The sequence below is a fragment of the Amycolatopsis sp. NPDC024027 genome (assembly GCF_040638975.1).
Lineage (GTDB): Bacteria > Actinomycetota > Actinomycetes > Mycobacteriales > Pseudonocardiaceae > Amycolatopsis.
Window position 1 is genome coordinate 236169 of record NZ_JBEZYY010000001.1, and the last position, 23544, is coordinate 259712.

Annotated in this window: 17 protein-coding genes and 1 riboswitch; of the genes, 6 read left to right on the forward strand and 11 right to left on the reverse strand. The window is 70.5% G+C overall.

Annotated features, from left to right (window positions below):
- Positions 1–328: 328 nt before the first annotated feature.
- The 8 genes from AB0F52_RS01090 to metG all read right to left on the reverse strand — a co-directional run bounded on the left by AB0F52_RS01090 (position 329) and on the right by metG (position 10463).
- Positions 329–2095: an ABC-F family ATP-binding cassette domain-containing protein gene (locus AB0F52_RS01090; RefSeq protein ID WP_360163248.1), complete on the reverse strand. Its 1767-nt coding sequence runs from the start codon at positions 2093–2095 to the stop codon at positions 329–331.
- A 4-nt stretch (positions 2096–2099) separates the two neighbouring features.
- Positions 2100–2507 (reverse strand): ASCH domain-containing protein, encoded by a 408-nt coding sequence (locus AB0F52_RS01095; protein ID WP_360163250.1) that lies wholly within the window; start codon positions 2505–2507, stop codon positions 2100–2102.
- Positions 2504–3466: a 4-(cytidine 5'-diphospho)-2-C-methyl-D-erythritol kinase gene (locus AB0F52_RS01100; protein WP_360163252.1), complete on the reverse strand. Its 963-nt coding sequence runs from the start codon at positions 3464–3466 to the stop codon at positions 2504–2506. Before AB0F52_RS01100 ends, AB0F52_RS01095 begins: the two co-directional genes overlap by 4 nt.
- A gap of 126 nt (positions 3467–3592) precedes the next feature.
- The gene (locus AB0F52_RS01105; RefSeq protein WP_360163254.1) at positions 3593–4606 is read right to left on the reverse strand and encodes an ATP-binding cassette domain-containing protein; all 1014 of its coding nucleotides are present in this window, start codon (positions 4604–4606) and stop codon (positions 3593–3595) included.
- A 207-nt stretch (positions 4607–4813) separates the two neighbouring features.
- Positions 4814–4904: riboswitch (SAM riboswitch) on the reverse strand.
- A 136-nt stretch (positions 4905–5040) separates the two neighbouring features.
- Positions 5041–5877, reverse strand: coding sequence for a 16S rRNA (adenine(1518)-N(6)/adenine(1519)-N(6))-dimethyltransferase RsmA (rsmA, locus tag AB0F52_RS01110; RefSeq protein ID WP_360163256.1), 837 nt, complete (start codon positions 5875–5877; stop codon positions 5041–5043).
- 226 nt (positions 5878–6103) lie between these two features.
- Positions 6104–7531, reverse strand: a complete 1428-nt coding sequence (locus tag AB0F52_RS01115; protein ID WP_360163258.1) for a transglycosylase family protein — start codon at positions 7529–7531, stop codon at positions 6104–6106.
- A 289-nt stretch (positions 7532–7820) separates the two neighbouring features.
- A complete protein-coding gene (locus tag AB0F52_RS01120; protein ID WP_360163260.1) occupies positions 7821–8657 on the reverse strand; it encodes a TatD family hydrolase in 837 nt (278 codons plus the stop codon).
- A gap of 9 nt (positions 8658–8666) precedes the next feature.
- Entirely contained in the window at positions 8667–10463 is a 1797-nt protein-coding gene (gene metG / locus AB0F52_RS01125) for a methionine--tRNA ligase (RefSeq protein ID WP_360163262.1), read from the reverse strand.
- A 52-nt stretch (positions 10464–10515) separates the two neighbouring features.
- On the opposite strand from metG, the gene AB0F52_RS01130 reads away from it, so the two are divergent.
- From AB0F52_RS01130 to AB0F52_RS01150, 5 genes are all read left to right on the forward strand, one after another.
- The gene (locus AB0F52_RS01130; protein ID WP_360163264.1) at positions 10516–11115 is read left to right on the forward strand and encodes a PadR family transcriptional regulator; all 600 of its coding nucleotides are present in this window, start codon (positions 10516–10518) and stop codon (positions 11113–11115) included.
- A gap of 82 nt (positions 11116–11197) precedes the next feature.
- Complete coding sequence (locus tag AB0F52_RS01135; protein WP_360163266.1) at positions 11198–12175, forward strand: ATP-binding cassette domain-containing protein; 978 nt, start codon at positions 11198–11200, stop codon at positions 12173–12175.
- Entirely contained in the window at positions 12165–12929 is a 765-nt protein-coding gene (locus AB0F52_RS01140) for an ABC transporter permease (RefSeq protein WP_360163268.1), read from the forward strand. Before AB0F52_RS01135 ends, AB0F52_RS01140 begins: the two co-directional genes overlap by 11 nt.
- Positions 12930–13047: 118 nt before the next feature.
- Complete coding sequence (locus AB0F52_RS01145) at positions 13048–13662, forward strand: GH25 family lysozyme (protein ID WP_360163270.1); 615 nt, start codon at positions 13048–13050, stop codon at positions 13660–13662.
- 19 nt (positions 13663–13681) lie between these two features.
- Positions 13682–14947, forward strand: coding sequence for an aminodeoxychorismate synthase component I (locus tag AB0F52_RS01150; protein ID WP_360163272.1), 1266 nt, complete (start codon positions 13682–13684; stop codon positions 14945–14947).
- On the opposite strand, the gene AB0F52_RS01155 is transcribed toward AB0F52_RS01150, so the two are convergent.
- Positions 14924–15880 (reverse strand): zinc-binding dehydrogenase, encoded by a 957-nt coding sequence (locus AB0F52_RS01155; RefSeq protein ID WP_360163274.1) that lies wholly within the window; start codon positions 15878–15880, stop codon positions 14924–14926. The genes AB0F52_RS01150 and AB0F52_RS01155 overlap by 24 nt on opposite strands.
- 49 nt (positions 15881–15929) lie before the next feature.
- Between AB0F52_RS01155 and AB0F52_RS01160 the strand changes: the two genes are divergently transcribed.
- On the forward strand, positions 15930–16463 hold the full coding sequence (locus AB0F52_RS01160; RefSeq protein WP_360163276.1) for a QsdR family transcriptional regulator: 534 nt from the start codon (positions 15930–15932) through the stop codon (positions 16461–16463).
- Between the two features lie 15 nt (positions 16464–16478).
- Here the strand turns inward: AB0F52_RS01160 and AB0F52_RS01165 are convergent, their stop codons facing one another.
- On the reverse strand, positions 16479–16763 hold the full coding sequence (locus AB0F52_RS01165; RefSeq protein ID WP_360163278.1) for a hypothetical protein: 285 nt from the start codon (positions 16761–16763) through the stop codon (positions 16479–16481).
- The gene (locus AB0F52_RS01170; RefSeq protein ID WP_360163280.1) at positions 16760–23518 is read right to left on the reverse strand and encodes an HYD1 signature containing ADP-ribosyltransferase family protein; all 6759 of its coding nucleotides are present in this window, start codon (positions 23516–23518) and stop codon (positions 16760–16762) included. Before AB0F52_RS01170 ends, AB0F52_RS01165 begins: the two co-directional genes overlap by 4 nt.
- Between the last annotated feature and the right edge of the window lie 26 nt (positions 23519–23544).

Below are 23544 nucleotides of genomic sequence, written 5' to 3' on the forward strand. Positions count from 1 at the left end.
ACTGTCTCGGTGTCAACGCCCGCCGCGCAAAGCGGAAAGAGGCTCACGCGGCCACCTGTCCACCTGGCGCTGCGCTCGCAGCCGGCTGGCCACGAGGCCTGGGTCGACTTGTCCGGTCCGGCGGGGCCGCCGACGTTCGCCGCGGCGATTCCCGAACCACGGCCGAAGCGGCGCGGCGGCGTGGCGGGCGGCGAGCCGCCATCAGGAGCCCGTGGGTGGTCGAGCCACACGGCGTCCGCGCGAGGGCCGACTTGCGCGGTGCGGCGGGCCCGCCACCGCGATCCGTCCGAGCGGCCACACGCCAGGGCTCGGCCCGATCAGCCCGGCGTCACTCCAGCAGTTCGGACGTCTCCAGCCAGCGCCCCTCGACGTCCTCGATTTCGCCCTGGACACCCTTCAGCGTCGCGTTGAGCTCCATCAGCTTGGCCGGGTCCGTCGCCGCCTCCAGCAGTGATGCGTGGAGCTTCTCCTCCTTGGCGTGCAGCTGGTCGAGCTTGCGCTCCAGCCGGCCGAGCTCCTTCTGCGCCGCGCGCAGGTCCGCCGCCGACTTCTTCGCCTCGGCCTTGGCCGCCGTCGGAGCCGACGCGGCCGCCGGTTCCTTGTCCAGGGCGCGGCGGTTGAGGTACTCGTCGATGCCGCCCGGGAGGTGGGTGATCCGGCCGTCGCCGAACAACGCGACGATCGTGTCGCACACCCGCTCCACCAGGTAGCGGTCGTGGGACACCACGACCATCGTGCCCGGCCAGCCGTCGAGGAGGTCTTCCAGCTGCTGCAGCGTGTCGATGTCCAGGTCGTTCGTCGGCTCGTCGAGCAGCAGCACGTTCGGCTCGGCCATCAGCAGCCGGCACAGCTGGAGCCGGCGCCGCTCGCCACCGGAGAGGTCCGCGACCGGGGTCCACTGGCGGGCCGCCGGGAAGCCGAGCTTCTCGCCCAGCTGCGACGCCGTCATCTCCTGCTTGCCGAACACCACCCGCCCGGCCACCTGCTCGATCGCCTGCAGCACGCGCAGGTCGCCGGGCAGGTCGTCGAGCTCCTGGCGCAGGTGCGCGAGCGCGACCGTCTTGCCCTCGATCCGGCGGCCGGTCGAGCCCTCGACGTCCCCGCCGAGCAGCTTCAGCAGCGACGTCTTGCCCGAGCCGTTGACGCCGACCAGGCCGATCCGGTCGCCCGGGCCGATCCGCCAGGTGACGTGGTCGAGCAACGTCCGCTCGCCGACCCGGTACGTCGTGTCTTCCAGCTCCAGCACGGTCTTCCCGAGCCGCCGCTTCGCGAACGCCTGCAGTTCGACGGAGTCACGCGGCGGCGGGACGTCGGCGATCAGCGCTTCGGCCGCCTCGATGCGGTAACGCGGCTTCGACGAGCGCGCTTGCGGGCCGCGGCGCAGCCACGCCAGCTCCTTGCGGGCCAGGTTCTGCCGCTTCTCCTCGGCCGTCGCGGCCAGCCGGGCGCGCTCGGCGCGCGCGAAGATCCAGTCGGCGTAGCCGCCTTCGTACTGCTCGACGCGGCCGTTCGCGACCTCCCACGTCAGGGTGGCGACGGTGTCGAGGAACCACCGGTCGTGCGTGACGACCACGACCGCGATCCGGCGCGTGAGCAAGTGGTCGGCGAGCCACTGGACACCTTCGACGTCCAAGTGGTTGGTCGGTTCGTCGAGCACGACGAGGTCGAGCTCACCGGTCAGCGCGGCCGCCAGCGAAACCCGGCGCCGCTCGCCACCGGAGAGGTTCGTGGTCGGCGTGTCGAGCCCGATCGCGGTGATGCCCAACCCGTCCACAATGGACCGGACGCGCGCGTCGGCCGCCCATTCGTGCTCGGCACCGTAGCGTTCGAGCACGACCTCGCCGACGCTGCTGCCGTCCGGCAACTCCGTCCGCTGGGTGACGACGGCCATCCGCAGGCCGCCGACATGGCTCACCCGCCCGGAATCTGGCTCGGCGAGTCCGGAAAGGACTTCCAGCAGGGTGGTCTTGCCGCCGCCGTTGAGGCCGACGACGCCGATGCGCTGCCCGGCCGCGACGCCGAGGGAGACGCCGTCCAGCAGTGGCTTCACCCCGTAGGACTTGCTCACCGACTCGAGATTGACCAGGTTGGCCATCCGTTCAGCCGATCCTCTCCACGACAACGAATCGGGACGCCACGACCATGGTCGTGTCGTCCACGGTGAATTCCGGATCTTCCAGCACGGCCCGCATTTCGGCGCTCTGCCAGTACTGCGTGTGGCCGGCTCGCCACTCGGCGACGCTCTTGTCGCCTTCGCCCTCGTCGAGCGCGTGCTGCAAGTCCACTTCAGACAGTGGCAACACGCGCACCTCGGTGGTCTCGAGGATCGCGACCCCGACGCCCGCCGAGTCGATCATCAGCTCGCGCTCGCCGACGACGGGCAGTTCTTCGCCGTACTTCTCGTATTCGGCGACCAGGCCGGTGGTCGAGGTCTTCTCCCCACGCAGGATCGCCGCGACCAGCTTGTCGCGCAGCGGACCGGGGAACGCGAACTCGGCGTGCTTCACGCGTGCACCCGCGGCGGCGCCGGGCGCGGCGCGTCGTCCCCGCCGACCACGCGGGCACCGGGGACCGGGCCGTGGGCCACGCGGACCGTCCGGCACACGCCGGCGCCCGACAGCTCGGCCGCGACCTCCACCGCCGACTGCGCGTCTTCGCAGAGGAACGCGCACGTCGGACCGGAGCCGGACACCGTGCCCGCGAGCGCGCCCGCGTTGACCCCCGCCCGGAGCGTGCGGCGCAGGCCGGGGCGCAGCGAGACCGCGGCCGCCTGCAGGTCGTTGCCCAGCAGCAGGGCCAGCTGGCGGGGGTCGCCGGAGGCCAGCGCCTCGACGACCGGCGTGTGCGAGCCGATCCGGGGCGGGTTGCCCGCCGCGCGCAGGCGGTCCAGTTCGCCGAACACCTTCGGCGTCGACAGCCCCTCTGCGTCGAAAGCCAGCACCCAGTGGAACGTGTGCCGCGACAGCACCGGGACCAGCTGCTCACCGCGGCCGGTGCCCAGCGCGGTGCCGCCGTAGAGCGCGAACGGGACGTCGCTGCCCAGCCCGGCGGCGATTTCGGCCAGCTCGTCGCGGGTGACGTCGAGGTTCCAGAGGCTCGCCAGCCCGACGAGCGTCGCCGCCGCGTCGGCGCTGCCGCCCGCCATCCCGCCGGCCATCGGGATGCCCTTGCGCAGCACCACCCGGACCTTCGGTTCCCCGGTGCGGCCGACGTGCCCGGCCAGCGCTTCGACGGCCCGCCAGGCCAGGTTCTCGGGACCGGTCGGGACCGAGCCCTCCCCCTCGCCGTAGACCTCGATGCCGGGCTCTTCGGTGACCGCGACGGTCACCTCGTCGGTCAGCGACAGCGCCTGGAACACGGTCACCAGCTCGTGGTAACCGTCTTCACGCAGGTCGTCGACCGACAGGTGCAGGTTCACCTTGGCCGGGACCCGGACGGTGACTGGGGGCGGAACTACGGCGAGCACCCGACCAGCCTACGTGCCCGCGAAAACGCCCCGATGCGACCTGCGCATCGGGGCGTTGCTGTGACAGCCGTGGCTTCGCCCCGGGCCGGGGGCTCCGCCACCCGGAACCCCCGAAAACCCGGTCAGTCAGGCAGCTGCGACACCCTGCGGGCCGCGGGCGGTGTACGTCACGTGGCCGCCGCGCTCGGCGACCCACGCCAGTGCCGCGTCGGCCCGCTCGCCGCGGACGCCGAGGCGGAAGCGGCCGACCGGGGTGTCGCCGATGCGGGTCAGGCCGCCGCCGATGGTGGCGAACTCGACGTCGAAGCGGCCCGCGGCCTCGGGCAGCAGCGCGCCGACCGAGGCGAAGCCGACCAGCACGACGTCGGCCGAGCGGTCGTAGCGCGCCGCCTGCGCGCGGACGGTCTCGATGGCCGGCAGCAGCGCCTGCGCGGTGCGGCTGGCCGGGTTTGAGATCAGGTCGAGGACCGTGCCGCGCTCGACGACCGTGCCGTCCTCCAGCACCGCGACGTCGTCGCAGACCCGGCGGACCACGCCCGCGTCCGGCGTCGTGACGACGACGGTGACGCCCAGCTCGGAGCGCGCCCGGTCGAGGACGGCGAGCACCGCGCCGGCCTCCTCCGGGTCGACGCCGGCGGTCGGGTCGTCGGCGAGCAGCACGGCGGGCGCCGCCGCCAGGGCCTTCGCGACCGCGACGCGGCGGAGCTGACCGGCGGACAGTTCGCCTGGACGCTGCGCGGCGCGCGGGGTCAGGCCGACGAGGTCGAGCAGCGAGCCGACCCGGCTGCGGCGCTGCGGGCCGTCGACGCCGAGCTGCTCGAGCGGGGAGGCGATGTTGCCGGCGATGGTGCGCTCGGCGATCAGCTCCGGTTTCGTCGAAACGACACCGAGCTGACGGCGGATCTCGCGGAGGCGGCGGCCGTCGAGGGTGCCGGTGTTGAGGCCGTCGAGGCGGACGACGCCGCGGTCGGGGCGCTCCTGCAGCGCGATGCAGCGGGCGAGGACGGACTTGCCGGACCCGGCGGGACCGACCACGCCGAAGAGCGAGCCGGCCTGGACGTCGACGCTCACGTCCCGGAGCGCGACGACGGAGTTTCCGTTGGTGGCAAAGGTTTTGGACAGGTTTTCGACGGTGATCACGAAGGCTCCAGAAAACGGGGTGCACGCGTGGCGGCACCCGGCCGCAGGCAAGTTCCGTCCTGTTCGGACGGTGCATGAAGAAGAGGTGGACCGGCTACGACAAGCTCAGTTGGAGCGTCGACATGCGGTCACGGAGCGGCGGCCTTCGTCGACTACGCGACGCCTGGTCAGGAGCAGGGGGCGAGCTACCCTCTTCATCGAAAACGGCCTCCATCGGTCCTGGCGGTAGCACCTGCCCTGTGGAGGGTGGTTGCTGCGACTTCGGCGAGCCAGGTCTCTCAGTCGCTCGGGATGGACGTACTGAGTAAAACCGATCCCGAGGAGCGAACGCAAGCCTGTTGGCCCAGATCACACGAGTGGAGGTGTCCGAATCGCGGGATCACGGGCGGCGCGGGCGTATTTTCACGCCTTTCACCGCTTCCACTGTGGAGCGGCTAACGCGCGGCGGCGATCCGGGCGAAGTCGTGCACGCCGAGCTGCTCGCCGCGGGTCCGGGGGTCGATCCCGGCGGCCGTCAGCAGCTCGCCGGCGCGTTCGGCCGAACCCGCCCAGCCCGCGAGCGCGGCCCGCAGCGTCTTCCTGCGTTGTGAGAAGGCGGCGTCCACCAGGCCGAAGAGCAGCTCCCGGTCTTCGGACGCCGTCGTGTCGCCGCGTTCGAAGGCGACGAGCGCGGAATCGACGTTCGGCACGGGCCAGAACACCGAGCGCGGCACGGCGGCGACCTTGCGCGCGGAGCCATACCAGGCCAGCTTGACGCTGGGCACGCCGTAGATCCGGCTGCCGGGGCCGGCGGCCATCCGGTCGGCGACCTCGGTCTGCACCATGACGAGGCCCTTCCGGAGCGAGGGCACCTCGGCCAGCAGGTGCAGCACGACCGGCACGGCGACGTTGTAGGGCAGGTTGGCGACGAGGGCGGTCGGCGCGGGCAGCTGCTCGCGGGTGATGCGCAGGGCGTCGGCACCGATGACGGTGAGCCGTCCGGCCGCGTCGGGCCCCCGCTCGGCGACGGTCTTGGGCAGCCGCTCGGCGAGCTTGGGATCGATCTCGACGGCGACGACGTGGGCGCCGGTGGCGAGCAGCCCGAGGGTCAGCGACCCGAGCCCGGGCCCGACCTCGAGGACGACGTCGCCGGGGGCGATGTCCGCCAGCTCGACGATCCGGCGGACGGTGTTGGGATCGTGCACGAAGTTCTGCCCGAGCTTCTTCGTCGGCCGCACGTCGAGTTCGGCCGCCAGCCCGCGGATCTCGGCAGGTCCCAGCAGTTCAACCACCGGACGAGCCTACTTGAAGCCGAAACTCGCGTGATCGGCGGCGGAACTCGCGTGACGGGAGGGGCATCTCGCGTGTCTGGAGGGGCATCTCACGTGATTGGAGGGGCATCGGCGAGATGCCTCCCTGGACACGTGAGATGCCTCCCCAGTCACGGGTGAGGCCTCTTGGCGCACGCGGAACGGCCCCCGTCCGAGGTGGACGGGGGCCGTTCCGGGAAGTGGAGCGTCAGGCCTTCTTGCCGCAGACCGGCCAGGCGCTGTAGCTGCCGCCGCGGCCGGCCTTGACCTTCTCCGCGACCGCGATCTGCTGCTCACGCGAGGCCTGGTTCGGCAGCGCGGCGTACTCGTCGCCGCCGTAGGCGTCCCACGTGCGCTTGTCGAACTGGAGGCCGCCGTAGTAGCCGTTGCCGGTGTTGATGGCCCAGTTGCCACCCGACTCGCACTGCGCGATGCGGTCCCACGCGGAACCGTCGCCGATCTCCGGGGTCGGGGCCTGCTTGGAGCCGACGTGGATGATCTTCGGCTTCGGCTGGGTGATGACCTTCTCGGAGATGCTCTCGCGAGAGACCTCTTTGCCGTTCTTCTGCGTGACCTTGTAGGTCACCATCTTCTCGCCCGGCGTGCCGGGGTCCTCGACCGAGGTCTTGCCCTTGGCGAGGTCCGGGTCGTCGACCTTCTGCTCGGGCGGGTCGATGGACTCCTTCTGGGTCACCGTCGAGACGCCGGTGCGGCTGAGGTGCACCTCGGCGCCGTCGGTCAGCTTGACGTCCAGGCCACCCTCGGCCTGGTCCTCGGGGCCCAGGGTGAGCTTGTACTCGCCCAGGAACTCCTTCGTCGTGACCGCGGTCGTCTTCACCTGCTTCGGCGCGTTGGCACCGTCGAACAGGGTGATGTTCTTCAGCGTCTTGATCTCGACGGTCGCGCCCTGCAGGGGCAGCTCGCCGTCCTTCGGCATCGACATCCACGTGCCGGGCTTGTCCATGCCGGTCATGCCCAGCTGGGACAGCGCGTCGCCGAGGTGGGTCGCGCGGACCCAGGAGGTGTGCTCCGCGCCGTCGACGATCATCTTCAGCTGGCGGCCGCGCTCGAGCTTGATGACACCGCCGTCGCCGACCTCGGCCTGCGGCGACGGGGAAAGCGAGTCGTGCGCGCCGACGGACAGGCCCGCGTCCTCGAGCACCTCGCCGACGGTGCCGCCGAAGGAGTGCACGGTCTGCTGGTGGCCGTCGACGTCGACGGTGATGCTCTTGTTCATCGCCAGCGCGGCCGCGCCGCCGCCGGCGACGCTGATCATGACGCTGAGGACGGCGCCCTTGAGGAACCGGCGCTTCCAGATCTTGGTGGTCTCGCGCAGACCCTCGTCCAGCGAGGCCCGTTTGGCCTGCGGGGACATGGTCCGGTCCTCGTCGAGCCCGTCCGGGATGACGATCGGCGGCAGGTACGTCGTCTCGGCGTTGATGAGCCGGATCAGCTCGTCGACGTCGACGTCGATCTCGGCCATCATCGCGTCGGCGTCCGGGCCGAGCGCGGCGAGGATGTCCTGCTGCGTGATGTTCGGGTCGTCGGAGAAGTCGAGCTGGCCGTACGCAGTGTTCTCGAAATCGCGCTCGAGGACGGCCGCGGAGCGCGCTCCAGCCTGTCTGCTACCTGTCACCGGGTCGTTCCCTTTCCCAAGGCGCCGTTCGGGGCGGCACCTTTACGTCTGGGCCCTCAGCCGGCGCCATCGTCACGGTTCCAGGCCGTACCGCTCCTGGTTCCGCTTCCCCGACGTGCACTGACGTGACTGTGGGCGTAACAGCCGGCAACTGCATGGTGCAGTACCGACCGGCACGATCACGGGACAGTAACGGGTCGCGGCAGGTTCCGCAAACACCCCCCGGAGTGTCGTGATCTGAGTCACTCCATCAGGTGGCCGAACGGGGAACCCTGTTGTCGCAATGCGTTCAACCCGTTGTGACACTGGGGAGTCGGTAGACGCGCTCGGCGGTGGTCCGGACCGATTCGGCGACTTCGTGGACAGCTTCGCCCCTGAGCGCCGCGAGGTGACGGACGGTGTAGGCGGCGCCGAACGGCTCGTTCGGCCGCCCACGGAACGGGTGGGGGGTCAGAAACGGCGCGTCGGTCTCGACCAGGTACTGCCCGGGCGGGCAGAGCCGGGCCGCCGCGTGGAGGCCTTTCGCGTTCTTGAACGTGACGGTGCCCGCGAAGGAAAGGACATATCCCGCGTCGACGCACTTGCGGGCCATTTCCGCGTCCCCGGAAAAACAATGGAAGATTACGGCATTCGGCGCGCCCTCTTCGGCCAAGATGCGCAGCACGTCGTCGTGGGCCTCGCGGTCGTGGATCATCAGCGGCTTGCCCAGCCGCTTCGCGAGGTCGATGTGCCAGCGGAACGCCTCCTGCTGGGCGTCGTGCGGCGAGTAGTCCCAGTAGTAGTCGAGGCCGGTCTCGCCGACGGCGACCACGCGGTCCCCGGCCGCCAGCCGCTCGACCTCGGCCCGCTCGGCCTCGCCGAACTCCTTGGTCCGGGTCGGGTGGATCGCGACCGCGGCGAAGACGCGCCTGTCCCAGCCCGCCGCCTCGACGGCCCAGCGGGCCGAGGCGAGGTCGTCCGCGACCGTGACGACGCGGGCGACGCCGGCGCGCTCGGCGCGGTCGACCATGGCCGTGACATCGGCCGCGGTGACCGCGCCGCACGCGTCGAGATGGGTGTGCGCGTCCACCACCGACACCGGGAGCCGGTCCGGGACCGGCGGCAGCTCGCGCTTCTGTTCACCCATGCGTACCTCTTACTCCTTGACGATCGGTGCCCACTCCGGGCCGGTCTCGCCCAGCTCGGGGTCGAGCTTGGCGAACAGCGGTGACGGCTTGGCGAGCGGCTTGCCGACCTCGATCGGCTTCGACTCCCACTTCGCCTGCTCGCTCGCGTAGTCGCCGGTGAGGATCGGGTTGACCCGGCCGTCGATGTCGAGGTCGTCGACCTCCTTGAGCTCCGGCTGGGCCGCCCAGACGCCGGTGCCGCCGAGGGCCTCGTGCACCTTCTGCGCCGAGTGCGGCAGGAACGGCGTCAGCAGCGTGTTGGCGTCGGAGACGACCTGCAGCGCGGTGTGCAGCACGGTGTCGCGCCGCGTGGGGTCGTCCTTGAGCTTCCACGGCTCCTGGTCGGAGATGTACTTGTTCGCCGCGGTGACGACCTTCATCGCCTCGCTCGCCGCCTGCTTGAACCGGGACCGGGCCAGGTGCGCACCCGCGGTGTCGAAAGCCTTGCGCGACAACGCCTTCAGCTCTTCGTCCGCCGCCGTCGGGGCCTCCGGGCGCGGGATGGCGCCGACGTTCTTGTGCGCCATCGAGATGGACCGGTTGACCAGGTTTCCCCACTCGTTGGCCAGCTCGAAGTTGGTCCGGCGGACGAACTCGTCCCAGGTGAAGTCGGTGTCCTGGGTCTCCGGGCCGGCGACCGAGATGAAGTACCGCAGCGTGTCCGGGCCGAAGTCGCGCAGGAAGTCCTCGACGTAGATGACCCGCCCGCGCGAGGTCGAAAACTTCGAGCCGCTCATGGTGAGGAACTCGCTGGAGACGATCTCGTCCGGCAGGTGCAGCTTGCCGTATTTCCCGGCCTCGCCGCCCTTGTCGCCCTCGCCGTTGTGCCCGAACAGCAGCGCCGGCCAGATCTGGGCGTGGAAGGTGATGTTGTCCTTGCCCATGAAGTAGTACGACCGGGCGTCGGCGTTGTTCCACCACTCCTGCCACGCGTCCGGGTTGCCGGAGCGCCGCGCCCACTCGACGCTGGCCGAGAAGTAGCCGATCACCGCGTCGAACCAGACGTAGAACCGCTTCAGCGGCTGGTCGCGCCAGCCGTCGAGGGGGATCTTGACGCCCCAGTCGAGGTCGCGGGTGATCGGCCGGGGCCGCATGTCGTCGATCAGGTTCTTGGTGAAGTTGAGGACGTTCGGGCGCCAGTCGGTCTTGGTGCCCAGCCAGTCGCCGAGGGTCTTGGTGAACGCCGGGAGGTCGAGGAAGTAGTGCTCGGTCTCGACGAACTTCGGCGTCTCGCCGTTGATCCGCGACTTCGGGTTGATCAGCTCGGCGGCGTCGAGCTGGTTGCCGCAGTTGTCGCACTGGTCGCCGCGCGCGCCGTCGTACCCGCAGATCGGGCAGGTGCCCTCGACGTAGCGGTCGGGCAGCGTGCGGCCGGTGGACGGGCTGATCGCCCCGCGCGTGGTCTTCGGCACGACGTAGCCGTTGCGGTGCAGCGCCAGGAAGATCTGCTGCGTCACCTCGGCGTGGTTGCCGGTCGTGGTCCGGGTGAACAGGTCGTAGGAGAGGCCGAGGCCCTGCAGGTCGTTGCCGATCTGGCGGGTGTACTTGTCCGCCGTCAGCTGCGGGGTGGAGTTCTCCTTGTCGGCCTGGACCGTGATCGGGGTGCCGTGTTCGTCGGTACCGGAGACCATGAGCACCCGGTTGCCGGCCATTCGCTGGTAGCGGGAGAAGACGTCGGACGGGACGCCGAATCCGGACACGTGGCCGATGTGGCGGGGGCCGTTGGCGTAGGGCCAGGCCACCGCGGTCAACACAGGGGTGCTCATACCTTATTAGCCTACGGAGGGCGTCACGCGCATTGTCGAGAGGGAGGCCCGGTTGTCGGCGACACGGTTGCTCGTGCTCGGGGTGGTGCGGATGTACGGCCGCGCGCACGGCTACCAGGTGCGGCGCGAGCTGCTGACCTGGTCGGCGGACAAGTGGGCCAACGTCCAGCCCGGGTCGATCTACCACGCGCTGAAGAAGATGACCGCCGAAGACCTGCTGGAGCAGGTCGACGTCGAACCGGGCGAGGGCGGCCCGGACCGGATCGCCTACCGGGTCACCGAGGACGGCGACCGGGAGTTCCACCTGCTGCTGGGCACCGCGCTGTCCGATCCCGAGGTCGGGCACCCGGAGCTGTCCGCCGCGATCTCCCTGATGACCGCACTGCCCCGCAAGCGGGTGATCGGCATGCTCAGCCAGCGGCTCGTCCACCTCGAAGCCGAGGTGCGGCGGGCCGGGCTGCTCATCGACGAGGGCTCCGAGTGGGGGCAGCCCGCGCACATCACCGAGCTGTTCGGGCTGTGGGCGCAGATCTCGGCGGCGAGCCTGGACTGGCTCCGGAACCTGATCGCCCGGCTCGAAGCCGGTGAGTACGTGATGGCCGACGATCCCGGCCGCGCCTTCGGCCAGCCGCCGGACGACGTCACCGGGTAATCAAGTTTGACTAGAGCTCCTCCGTGGGGCACAGTGTGCGCCTCAGCTAGTCAAGTTTGACTACTTTCGGAGAGGGGTTCTCATGATCACGGCACGCGGTCTCGAGCGGCGGTTCCGCCGCAAGGGCCGCACCGGGGGCGAAGTACACGCGGTCAAGGGCGTCGACCTCGACGTCGAAGCGGGTGAGCTGGTCGGCTTCCTCGGGCCGAACGGCGCCGGGAAGACGACCACGCTGCGCATGCTGACCACGCTGCTCAAGCCGACCGCGGGCACCGCGACCGTCGGCGGCCGCGACCTGCTGTCCGACCCGCTGGGCGTGCGCAAACGCATCGGGTACGTCGCCCAGGGCGGCGGCAGCGCGCCGGAGAGCAAGGTCGCCGACGAGCTGGAGCTGCAGGGCCGGCTCTACCGGATGAGCAAGGCCGACGCGATCGCGCGCGGCGCCGCCCTCGCCGAGCAGCTCGACCTGACCGGCCTGGACCAGCGGCCGACCAGGACGCTGTCGGGCGGGCAGCGGCGGCGGCTCGACATCGCGCTCGGCCTGATCCACTCGCCGGGCCTGGTGTTCCTCGACGAGCCGTCGACCGGCCTCGACCCGCAGAGCCGCGCCAACCTGTGGGACCACATCCGCCGGCTGCGCGCCGACCAGGGCGTCACGGTCTTCCTCACCACCCACTACCTCGACGAGGCGGACGCGCTGTCGGACCGGCTGATCGTGATCGACGACGGCCGGATCGTCGCCGAGGGGACGCCGGACGCGCTGAAGGCGCGGGTCAACGGCGACCGCGTCGAGGTGGGCGTCGACCCCGGGCAGGCCACGGACGCCGCGGAGATCGCGGGACGGCTCGCCGGCGCCCAGGAGCTGTCCGTCGACGGCGGGAAGGTCCGGTTCCGGGTGCCGCGCGGCGACGTCGCGCTGCCGGAGCTGCTGCGCGCCCTGGACACCAAGGGGCTGGCGATGCTGTCGGTCCAGGTCCACCGGCCGACGCTCGACGACGTTTTCCTGACCCTGACCGGGCGTTCACTGCGGGAAGCGGAGGAGGCCGGCCGTGCTGCGTGACACCTGGCTGATCTTCCGCCGCGAAATGACGGCGGCGCTGCGCAACCCGACCTGGGTGCTGATCGGGATCATGCAGCCGCTGCTCTACCTGTTCCTGTTCGGGCCGCTGATGGTCCGGGCCGTGCAGGCCCAGGGCCTGTCCGAAGTGGACGGCTGGATGCTGCTGACCCCGGCGTTGATCGCCCAGCTGGCGCTGTTCGGCAGCTCGTTCGTCGGCTTCGGGCTGCTGGCCGAATACCGCGTCGGCGTCGTCGAGCGGTTCCGGGTGACGCCGGTCAGCCGGGTCGCGCTGCTGCTGGGCAAGGTGCTGGCCGGCGCGCTGCAGGCGGTGGTCCAGGCGGCGCTGATCATCGTGCTGGCCGCGCTGGTGTTCCCGCTCGACGCCCCCGTCGGCGGCGTGCTGCTGAGCCTGGTCATCGTGTTCCTGCTGGCGGTGTCGCTGGCGTCGTGCTCCTACGCGCTGGCGTTGACGCTGAAGAGCGAGGAGACGTTCCCGGCCCTGCTCAACGCGGTGCTCATCCCGCTGCTGCTGCTCTCCGGGATCCTGCTGCCGATCACCGCCGGGCAGGCACCGGACTGGCTCTACACGGTTTCGCGGATCAACCCGTTCCGGCACGTCGTCGACGTCGAGCGGCACAGCTTCGCCGGCGACTTCTCGATGGATGCCCTGTTCACCGGCAGTGTCGTGGTGCTGGTGATGGCGGGGTTGTCCCTGTGGTGGGGGACGCGGACCTTCCAGCGCGACAATGCCTGATCGACGGGCCTGATCGACGGGCCTGATCAAAAGGCCTGATCAACCGCGGGGTGTTCACTGCGGGTCCGCCTCCGGCGACGTATGGTGTGCTCTCCACCGACGCGCCGGGGGCGGAACCGTGACAGAGCCCGAGAGTGAACTCGGCATTTCGCTGTCGCACCGCGAGCAGGTGGCCGACTGGCAGGCCGTGCGCGCCGCGCAGACCCGGTTCGTGTCGGTGACGATCAGCGAGAACGTCAACTGGAGCAACCCGGCCGCGGAGCGCAACCTGGCCGGCGCCCAGGAAGCCGGGCTGCACGCGGGCGGACGGCACTACGCCCGGCCCGGCGCGGTCCACGACCAGGCGGACTTCTTCGTGCGGACGGCGAGCCGGCTCGGCGCGTTCGCCCCGGGCTCGCTCGCGCCGGCGCTGGAGGTGGCGGCCCCCAGCGTCGACGACCGGTTCGTCAAGGCGTGGATCAAGCACGTCCGGCACGCGGCGCGCATCGAGCGGGTGCTGGTCTACGCCGACTACGACTGCTGGCAGCACCGGCTGCACCCGGACCGCTGGGCCGACAGCGAGGTCGTGCTGTGGCTGGTCCGGCACAACGGCATCCCGGGGCGGGCGGGCTGGTTCCACTCGCGGCTCGGCGTGCACCAGCACGCGTACGCCCCGGACGTGCCCGGCATCGCCGCGCCGGTGGAGCAGAACGCCGTCGTGTACCCGTTCACATTGGGCGACTTGCTGCTCTGACGTGTGGTGGTATGTCGCCATGCGCGTGACGAGCAGGCCGCTCCGGACGAACCTGACGCCCTCGCGCGCCTTCTCGGTACTCGCCCACCACGCCGGTGCACGGGGGTTGCCACCACCCGCGATGCTGTCCGGGGACTGGTTTGCTTCCCGGGCCGTGATCGCGCCGTCGCTTTCGGTCTCCCCCTCCGCGCTGCCGCCCTCCGCACCGGAGGTCGACGCCCCACCGGGCGTGATCGGCGGCGGGTGGTTCGGGTACCTGGCCTACGACCTGGCGGATCCTTCGGGCCGCACCGGCGCGCTGCCGGCGTCGGCCTGGGGCTGGACGGACCACGTGCTGCGCTGGTCCGCCTCGGGCACCTGCTACCTGGAATCCCTGGACGGCGGCGGCCCCTCGGTGTCCACAATGGAGTCGCTGCTGGCCGGCCCGCCGTCCCCGCTTTCCTGGACGGCGGAGCCGCTGCGGCGGCCACTGCCGTCGGAGCACCGGGACGCGGTGAAGGCGTGCGTGCACGCGATCGAGGCCGGCGAGCTGTTCCAGGCCAACATCTGCGCGCGGTTCACGGGCAGGTTCTCGGGGTCTTCCGCGGCGTTGTTCGCCGCGGGGGTGCGTTCGTTGGCACCCCGCCGCGCGGCCTACTTGTCGGGGTCGTGGGGTTCGGTGGTCTCGTTCTCGCCGGAGCTGTTCCTCGAGCGCCACGGGCGTGCGGTGCGCTCGACGCCGATCAAGGGCACGCTCCCCCGGCGTGGGCCCGCCGACGACGGGAACGCCGCCCTGCTGCGGCAGTCCGCCAAGGACGTCGCGGAGAACGTGATGATCACCGACCTGGTGCGCAACGACCTCGGCCGGGTGTGCGAGGTGGGGTCGGTGACGGTGCCGTCGCTGCTGCAGGTCCGCCCGGCGCCCGGGGTCTGGCACCTGGACTCGACGGTGACCGGGGTGCTGCGGCCTTCGGTGTCGGATTCGGCGCTGCTTTCCGCGACCTTTCCGCCGGGGTCGGTGACGGGCGCACCGAAGATCCGCGCGCTGGACCTGATCGCCTCGCTGGAGCCATGCGGGCGCGGGGTCTACACGGGCGCGATCGGGCTGGTGTCACCGGTGGCCGGACTGGAGCTGAACGTCGCGATCCGGACGTTCGAGATCGCCGGCGGCACCGTTTCGCTGGGGGTCGGCGGCGGGATCACGGCCGATTCGGACCCGGAGGCGGAGTGGCAGGAGTGCCTCCACAAGGCGGCACCCCTGGAACACCTCCTGGCGAACCCGCTACTTGCCGGGGTCGAGCAGTAGCTTGCCGACGGTCTGGCGGGAGCGCAGGGCCTCGTGCGCGCCGCGGGCGTCGGACAGCGCGTATTCGCCGCCCGGGATCGCCTTGAGCTTGCCTTCCTGGACGAGCCCGAACAGGTCGTTCAAGGCGGTCCCGAAGATGTTGCCGGGCAGCCGGAAGACGTGCGGCAGCCACATCCCGCTGATCGTGGTGCTGTGGCCGAGGACGTTGCGCAGCTCGACCGGCTTCGGGTTCTCGCGCCCGGCCATGCCGTAAAAGGCGAGGCGCCCGAACGGCGCGAGCGCGGCGATGCTCTGATCGGTGGTGGTCCCGCCGACCATGTCGAGCACGACATCGACGCGGCGGCCGTCGTTCGCCTCGATGAGCGCGGCGGTCATGTCCTCGGCACGCGAGTCGATGGCGACGTCCGCGCCGAGCTCGAGGGCGAGCGCGCGCTTCTCCTCGCTGCTGGCGGTGGCGATGACCCGCCCGGCACCCCAGGCCTTGGCGAGCTGCACGGCAATGGTCCCCACCCCACCGGCGGCCGCGTGCACGACGACCGATTCGCCCGGTTCGAGGTGGGAGTTCTTGCGGAGCAGGATCCAGGCGGTGGCGCCCTGGACCAGCATGGAGAGCGCGGTGAGGTCGTCGATGCCGTCGGGGACGGGGATGGTCGTGGCCTGGGGCGCGACGGCCTTCTCGGCGTACCCGCCACCACCGTTGAGCAGGGCGACGACCCGCCGGCCGTCGTGGGTGCCGACCACTTCACCACCGGGAACAAGCGGCAGCTTGCTCGGCGCGAGGTAACTGTTTTCCGCCTGGTGAGTATCAGCGTAATTAACGCCGATGCGCTCGACGTCGATGAGGACCTCGCCGGGGCCGGCCACCGGGTCGGGCAGCTCGACGGGGGTGAGCACCTCGGGCCCGCCGAACTCGGTCACCTGCACTGCGCGCATGTCGCTGTCCCTCTCGCCGTCCGCTGCTCGATGTGAGACATTCTGACATATGTCTCACGCGTTCGAACTGGCACGCGACTGGTTCCTGGCCGGCCGGCGGGTCGACATGGGCGAGCTGGCGGAGGCGCTGTCGATCAGCCGGGCGACCCTGCACCGCCGGGTGGGGTCTCGTGACCTGCTACTGGGCGAGATCCTGTGGTCGCTGTCGTCCGCTTCGATCGCCCGGCTGTGGCCGTCGTGCGTGGGACGCGGAGCAGCGGGGGTTGCGGACTTCGTGAGCGGATATGTCCGGTTCGCGAACGACTCACCGCCGTTCCGGGACTTCTTGCGGCGGGAGCCGGAGCGGGCTTTGCGGTTGTTGACGACGCGGGCGAGCGTGTGCCAGCAGCGGACGACCGCTCGGCTCGCCGAACTGCTGACCTCGGAGGTCGCCGCGGGACGGCTGGAGCCGCCGTTGCCGGTGCCGGACCTGGCTTACCTGCTGGTGCGGATCGGGGAGTCCTTTGTGTACACGGACGTGATCACCGGGGATGCGCCTGATGCGGAGAAGGCGCATGCCGCGGTGACCGCGTTGCTGAGCTGATCTGCGGCCCGGAAGTCACACAGGATCGACGTAGCGGTACTGAGCTTCAGCGAGCTCCTCCACCGCCTCCTCCCCGACGATGCGGGCAAGCGCATCGCCGACCACAGCTCGGTCGTGCGCCAGGCGGCGCAGCAGGTCGCGCTCGACCACGAACCGGAGCAGCTTTTCCGGCTCGGCTCCCGCCCCGATTCTCGACAGAAGCCGATCGAGCGAGACGACGAGCTCCTCGAGGTCGCCGAACAACGTGGTCAAGTCGCCCTCGGACAACGGGGCGCCTGCCGAGCCCGCCTGTGAACTCATCTGATCACCTTGATGTTGGTCACCGGCAAATCGCCTTCAGCGATCCATTCCGTGATGTTCATTGTGGAGTTGAAACGCGAGGTCACCCTACTGGCAGGTGCGTCGAACTCGACGACGTTCCGGCCACGGCCACGACCGATACCGAGTGTGCTCTCCGCGTCCCGAGGCGACATCGGCTTCCCCTTCGCGGGAACCATGAAAACCTTGTTCTGATCGCTGGCCTTGATCACATTGTCTTGCACGATGCCGCTCTTGCCCTTGGCGTTCGTGTAATGACGCATGCGAACCGTCGGTTCCTCGGGACCACCTCCGCCGGCCGAGGGGCAGTTGTGCACGAGAACCGCGACCGCACCGGCACCCACGTAGTAGTCGTGGACCGAGTCCACCGTGAGGTCGTAGACCGGCGCCTGCTGCTCGAAGTGGCGAACCGCCTTGACCTCGACCGACCGACCATCCGCCGAGTGTAGGTGCTGCCCCACCTCGAGCGCCCCGATCGCAACCCAGTCACCGGCCTCTTCCACCCACACGGGGTGCCAGTCCGTCGCCACCAGGGAGCCACCCGAGTCCAGCGTCACCTCGGTGCGCTGCTCCTCGTCGGCGTGGACGAGCGTCCCCACCACCTTGTGCTGCTCGACCGCGCCCGTCGACGGATCCGTAGTCTCGACCACGTCGCCGTTCGCGACCTGCTCGATCGGCTTCGACGAACCATCCGCCAGGAGAACCCGGGTCCCGGCCACGAAACTGTGCAGCGCGCACGAAGCACCGCTCTCGGCGCCCTTGGCCTCCTCGGCCCCGTGCGCCACTTCCGAAACAGCCTGCTCGGCGTCCTTCGCCGCATTCGCGGCCTTCTCCGCGTCGACCAGGACCTTCTCCGTGTCGACGATGACCTTCTCGGCCTTCTCCACCTCCTTGCCGAACGTGATCAGGGCCTTTGCGCCCTTCCAGAAGTCCGCGATGATCTCGCCGGCCTTCAGGATCTTGCCCCAGGGGATGAAGTTGATGACCGTCCGGACGCACGCACCGAATGCGCCCTGCGTCACGCAGTCCTTGATGTCGTCCCAGCCGATCAAGCCCTTGATCAGCTCGCCCGCCGCTTCGACGAACACGTCCCACTTGGACTTCTTCGCCACCGCCTGTGCGTCGCGGTAGGCCGCCGTGTTGACGTTGTGGGCGGCCAGGTACTGGTCGCGGGCGGTCTTTCCGCTGCGCTTGTCGATCTCCTGCTGGGTGTGGTGGCCCACCACGTTGCAGCTCGGGTTCCACGAACACCCCTCGGCCTGCGGGGTGCCCGGGTTGCAGAGCAGTCCGTCCGAACCCATGCTGTGGCACGCCGACAGCCCCGACGGGTCCGACTCCGTCGCCGGCGAGTTGTTCGCGTACGCGTACGCGTTCAACGTCTGCGGCAGGTCCGGCGTCAGCACCGGGTCCGTCTTCGTGAACCGGCCCGTCACCGGGTCGTACTCACGCGCACCCAGGTGCGTCAGGCCCGTCGTGTCCTGGTAACCGCCCACGAAACCGTGCTTGTCCGGCCACGTCGACGTCTGCGCGCGCACGTTGCCGAACGGGTCCGTGTAGCGCTGGTTCGGCTGCAGCGTCCCCTGGGTGATCGACAGGCCGTTCGTGCCGTGCAGGTCGCCCAGCATCCACCGCAGCCCCGACGTCCCCACCCGCTCGGCCACCTGCGTGCCACCGTGCGCGTAGAAGCGGATCGCCGTCGCCGCGTGCGTGCCCGCCGTCTGGAAGACCTCCAGGTCGCCGATCGACAGGGTCGCGCCCGTCGGGTCGTGGGCGATCAGGCGGTTGCCGTCCGCGTCGTAGACGTACGAGCTCTGGCCGCCCTTGTCCGCCTCCGTCGCCGGGTGGCCTTCGGCGTCGTAGGTGAACGTCTGCGTGTCGCCACCGACGTTGCGCGTCTCCACCGAGCCAGCCTTGTCGTAGGTGTACCCCGCCGTGGCCGTGCCGTTCGGGCCCGCCGTGTCCGTCTTCTGCAACGCGTGCGGCCGGACGGCCGAGGCGCCCGAAGCCGGGTACGTGTACGTCGTCGTCACGTCGCCGGCCGCTTTGTGCTCGACCTGGGTCTTGCGGTTGCCCGCCTTGTCGAAGGCGTAGCTGTTCCAGTACGGCGCCGCCCCACCCAGCGCGGACGCCGACTTCGCCGTCGCGCAGTCGCCCGACGACGGGGTCCACGCGTCCGTCATCCGCTGCAGGTAGTCGTAGTCGAAGCACTGGATGTCGGCCGTCGAACCGGCCGGGGTGTCGGCGACCTTCCGGACGTTGCCCGCCGGGTCGTAGGTGTAGGTCCGCTTGGACAGCTCGGGACCGACCTGCGTCTCCCGGGTGACCGTCGTGGTCTGCGGGCGCCGGGTGACCTGGTCGTAGGTCTGGGTCACGCCGACGTTCGCCACCGACGTCAGGCCGTCCAGCTGCAGCGTCGACATCTCGTTGAGGGACGTGTACCCGGTCGACGACACCAGGTCCGTGCGCGCCCCGGTCGTCGCGTCGAGCGCGTACGTCGTCGCCGGCAGGCCCAGGTCGGTGTAGTCGTGGACGATGTTTTCCTGGTGCAGGTTCCCCGCCGCCGGGCTCACGGTCTTCGCGATCGCGCCCGTCGCCGTGTATGCCGTCGAGAACTCGTACGTGCCCTTGAGCGCGTCCTCCTTGGCGGGGATGTCGACGGCCGTCTTGGTCGGCCTGCTGAACCCGTCGTAGGCGACGACGCGGTTCGTGTAGCCGTCGGAGCCGTCCCAGCGCGTCGACGAAGCCGGCAGGCCGAGCCCGTGCGGCACCGTGTCGTAGGTCCACGTCGCCAGCTGGGGACCGGTGTCGGAATCCTTGTTCTCGCGGACCTTCCGACCGAGCGTGTCGTAGGTGTAGACCAGCGTCTGGTTCCGGGCGTCCGTGGTCGTCTTGAGCTGACCGGCCTGGTCGTAGGTGAACGTCGAGCGCCCGGCGTCCGGGTCGTTCTGCTCGACCTTGCGGCCGCGCAGGTCGTACTTCGTCGTCCAGACGTTGCCCGACGAGTCCTGGAGCGACGTCATCGCGCCGGCGGCGTTGTAGGCGTACGTCGTGACGTCGGCCGGGTTCGCCCCGCCCGGGGTGTAGCCGTTGGTGTACTGCAGCCGCTGGACGGTCTGCCCCTGCGCGTCGGTGACCACAGTGGACGGTGAGCCGCCCGCGGGAGGGATCGTCGTGGTCCGCTCACCCTCGTACCGGGTGGAAGTCCGCCACTGCTCGACGGCCTTGGACATCAGGATCGACGCGGTCGGCCGCGCCCGGCGGTCGTACTCGGTGACCGTCTGCGCCATGACCACGTCGTCGGCGGCACCGACGAGGGTCTCGTTCGGCCCCGAAGCGTCGTTGTAGAACGGGGCGTTCGTCTTGAACTGCAGGCCGCGGGAGTCGTACAGGGTGTCGGCGATGATCCGGCCGCCGCCCTGGGCCGGCACCTGCGTCTGCCGGATCCGGCCGAGCTTGTCGTAGATCGTGTACGAATCGGTGTAGGAGTTCGTGTCCTGCAACGTCTTCGTGCGCACGAAGATCGGGCCGGTCTGGCTCAGCCCGTATTCGAACGTCGCGCTCGCCGTCTGGCTGCCCTTCGTCCGGCCCGGGTTCCAGACCGCCGTCTTCCGGCCGAGCGCGTCGTAGTCGACGTCCGTCCGGACGCTGTTGACGTCGGTCGACGTCGCCGGGTTGCCGCGCGCGGGTTCCAGGGTGGTCGTCGACGTCCAGCCGAGCGGGTTGGTCGTCTTGATCTGGGTGACCGGGCTGCCGGTGAACTCGGTCTTGGTCAGGTTGCCGAAGACGTCCCGCGCCTCGGTTTCGCGGCCCAGGTCGTCGTAGCCGTTCTGCGCGGTGGCGACGTAGTGCTTGCCGGCGGCGTCCCAGGTGTCGAGGGTGTCCTGCTCGGTGATGTCGCCCTTGGTCGGCGGCGTCCCGACGGCCTGGTGGTCGTAGGCCACCTTGACGTCGGTGATGCTGTTCGCCGCCGTCTGGGTCCCGGCGCAGGTGCCGCCGAACATCACGACCTCGCTCGACCGGTCGAACATCCCGGCGTCGTTGGCCAGGTAGGTCGTGTTGGTGCAGGTGTCGTCGCCGGGCGTCGAGGTGTCACCGAGGTCCTCGACCTGGGTGGTCATCCCGTTGTCGTTGAACGCCTTCTTCACCTGCGTGCGCCGGTAGGTCCTGCCGTCCGAGAGCAGCGTGCGGCCGCGCACCGAAGCGGTGTCGATCAGGTACGCCTTGAGGCGCCCGTCGGAACTGGTCGCCGTCGGCCCGTGCAGCCAGGGGTCGTTGACCGAAGCCGAGTCGACGGTCCGGCCGTCGGCCAGCTTCGTCCGCGACTCGCGCAGGAATCCCTGCAGCGGGTCCTGGTCGGTGATCGTGCCGCCGTCGGAGTCGGTGACCACCTCGCCGTCCATGCCCCGCAGGTAAAGGGACTCGGTCACGGTCTGCGTCGCGCCCGGGGCGCCGATGGACGTGGTCACCACGTTGTAGCCGCGCCACTGGTTCCAGGTGCGGCGGTCGTCCGGGGTGAACTGGCTGTCGTCGTAGTGCCAGGCCGCGCTGTCCGGCGGGTAGCTGTAGTGGGTCTCGACCGGGATCGCGTCTCCGGGCCCGTCGTCCTCGGTGACGTCGGTGACGACGTACTTGTGGAACCAGTCCAGCACCGGGTCCTTCGACTCGGGCGGGCTCCAGTAGGAGGCGTAGCAGCGGTACTTGTCCGTCTGCGGCGACGCCGGCATCTTCGTGCCCGGGACGCAGTCCTGCGCCGAGTAGATCACGGAGATCCGGCTGCCGGTCTCGGTGCGGATCTCCTTGAGCCGGCTGCGGGTGATCGCCGCGTACTTGTCGCCGAGCGTGTCGACGCGGTTGGGGAAGATGTAGCGGTCGAACTGGGTCGGCGGCAGGGTGATCGGCGTGGCCCCCGCCTTGCCGGTGTGGGTGACCGAGTTCAGCCACGGCGCGGGCGGGGCGTTGTCCCCCGACCCGGGGTAGGACTGGACGAGGTCCCACTGGTCGATGTCGTGGGGGGTGGTGCCGGTGAAGTACTGGGTGCGAACCGCCGTCAGGCGCTTGCGGGTGAAGAAGGCCGGCGCGCCGTAGTCGCAGGTCGCGCCGTCGGCGCAGATCTGGTCGAACGGGACGTCGGGCCAGTGCGACGCGTTCGCGGCGGTCAGCTTCGCCGGGGCGCAGTCGAAGGAGGCGTCCGGGATGCACCGCTCGGCCGTGTCGAACAGGACCTGGTTCGTCGGGCCGCTGCCGTAGACGCTGCCGTTCACCAGCCGCAGGCCGTACTCGACGCGCAGCGGGTAGCCGCCCGCCACGTACGGCGTGCCGGCCGAGGTGACGTTGAGGTTCAGCCCGTAGGAGTTCTTCTCCGGCTGGTAGTAGAAGGTGCTGACGTTGCCGTGCGGGTCGACGGAGTAGTCGAGGTTCCAGCGCCACGCCTGCTGGCACCACGAGTGCGCGAAGTCGTTCGGCTTGTAGCAGTCCTCGCCGTCGTTGTTGCCGAACACCGGGACCGTCCACGCGGACTGCGTCTCCGGCTTGCCGCTCGCCCAGCCGGGCAGGTGGTTGAGGCCGAAGTAGTACTGGGTGCCGTCACCGGTGGTGACGCGCCAGTGCTGACCGCGGGAGACGCCGTTCGCCGCGCCGGTCAGGAGCTCGACCTTCGACCCGTCGTCGCTCTTGGGCCGCCACAGCGTGTCGTTGATCTTGATCAGCTGCGTCGACCGGCCACCGAGCACGAGCGACGCGTTGTCGGGGCCCCAGCACTGGTCCCCGGTCTTCGTCTGGCCGTTGTTGCCGCCCAGGTCCTCGCTGCAGCCCTTGTAGTGGCGCTCGATGAAGCCGCCCGGCGTGAAGTCCCACCCGTCGCCGATCCAGGAAGCCTGGTTGTTCGTCGCCGAGGTCAGGCCGTCGATGCTGCCCGAGGAATAGCTCAGCGCGAGGTTGGGCGCGGCGCCGTTCGGGGCCTTGGGCGCGGTGAACGGGTAGCTGTAGGAGAAGTCGCCGCCCGATCCGCCGCCGGACCAGTCACCGGCCGCCGAGAGCGGCATCGCCGTCGTCGAGCCGGCCGAACCGGCCGCGGCGGCCGTGGCCGCGAGCACCTGCGTCCGCCCGCTCGGCGCGACCTCGGCGCTCACCTGCTTCGCCTTGGCGTCGTTGGCCGAACCGGCGATGGGCGTGCGCGTGCGGCACTCCGGCTTGTCCGGTGTGGACAGTGCACACCCCGGCAGCGCGAACAGCCGGAGCCGGTCGCTCCAGCCACCGCCGAAAGCGCCGGCGAACCCGCTGTAGTCCAGCCCGACCCGGACGGGCCCGTCGGTGGCGCCGGTGACCGACAGGACGACGCCCTCGAGCCCGAGCGCCTCGGCGGCCTTGTGGTCGGCGACCTTGACGTGCGCCTTGCCGGGCTTGGCGGCCGCCGCGGCCCGGCCGAGCCGCAGCGGGGAGTCCGCGACGCGCTGCTGCTGCGCGGCCGGCGCCAGGTCGACGTCGAACTCCCCGGCGGCCGGCCAGACCGGCGCCGCGACCGGCGCCGTGCCGACCTTGAGCTCGGGCAGTTTCCCGGTCACCACCGGGTGCACCGGGACGCTCTTCTCCTTCGGCGCCGGCGGGACCGACCAGCCGCCGGGCCGTCCCACCGGCGCGGCGACCGCCGTGCCGCCGGAGCCGAGCATGACGGCGGCCAGCACCACCGCGGTGACCCGGGAGAAGCGGACCCGCCGGGCCCGACTGGCACTTCTGCGCATGACAAACCTGCCCAATTCTGCGAACG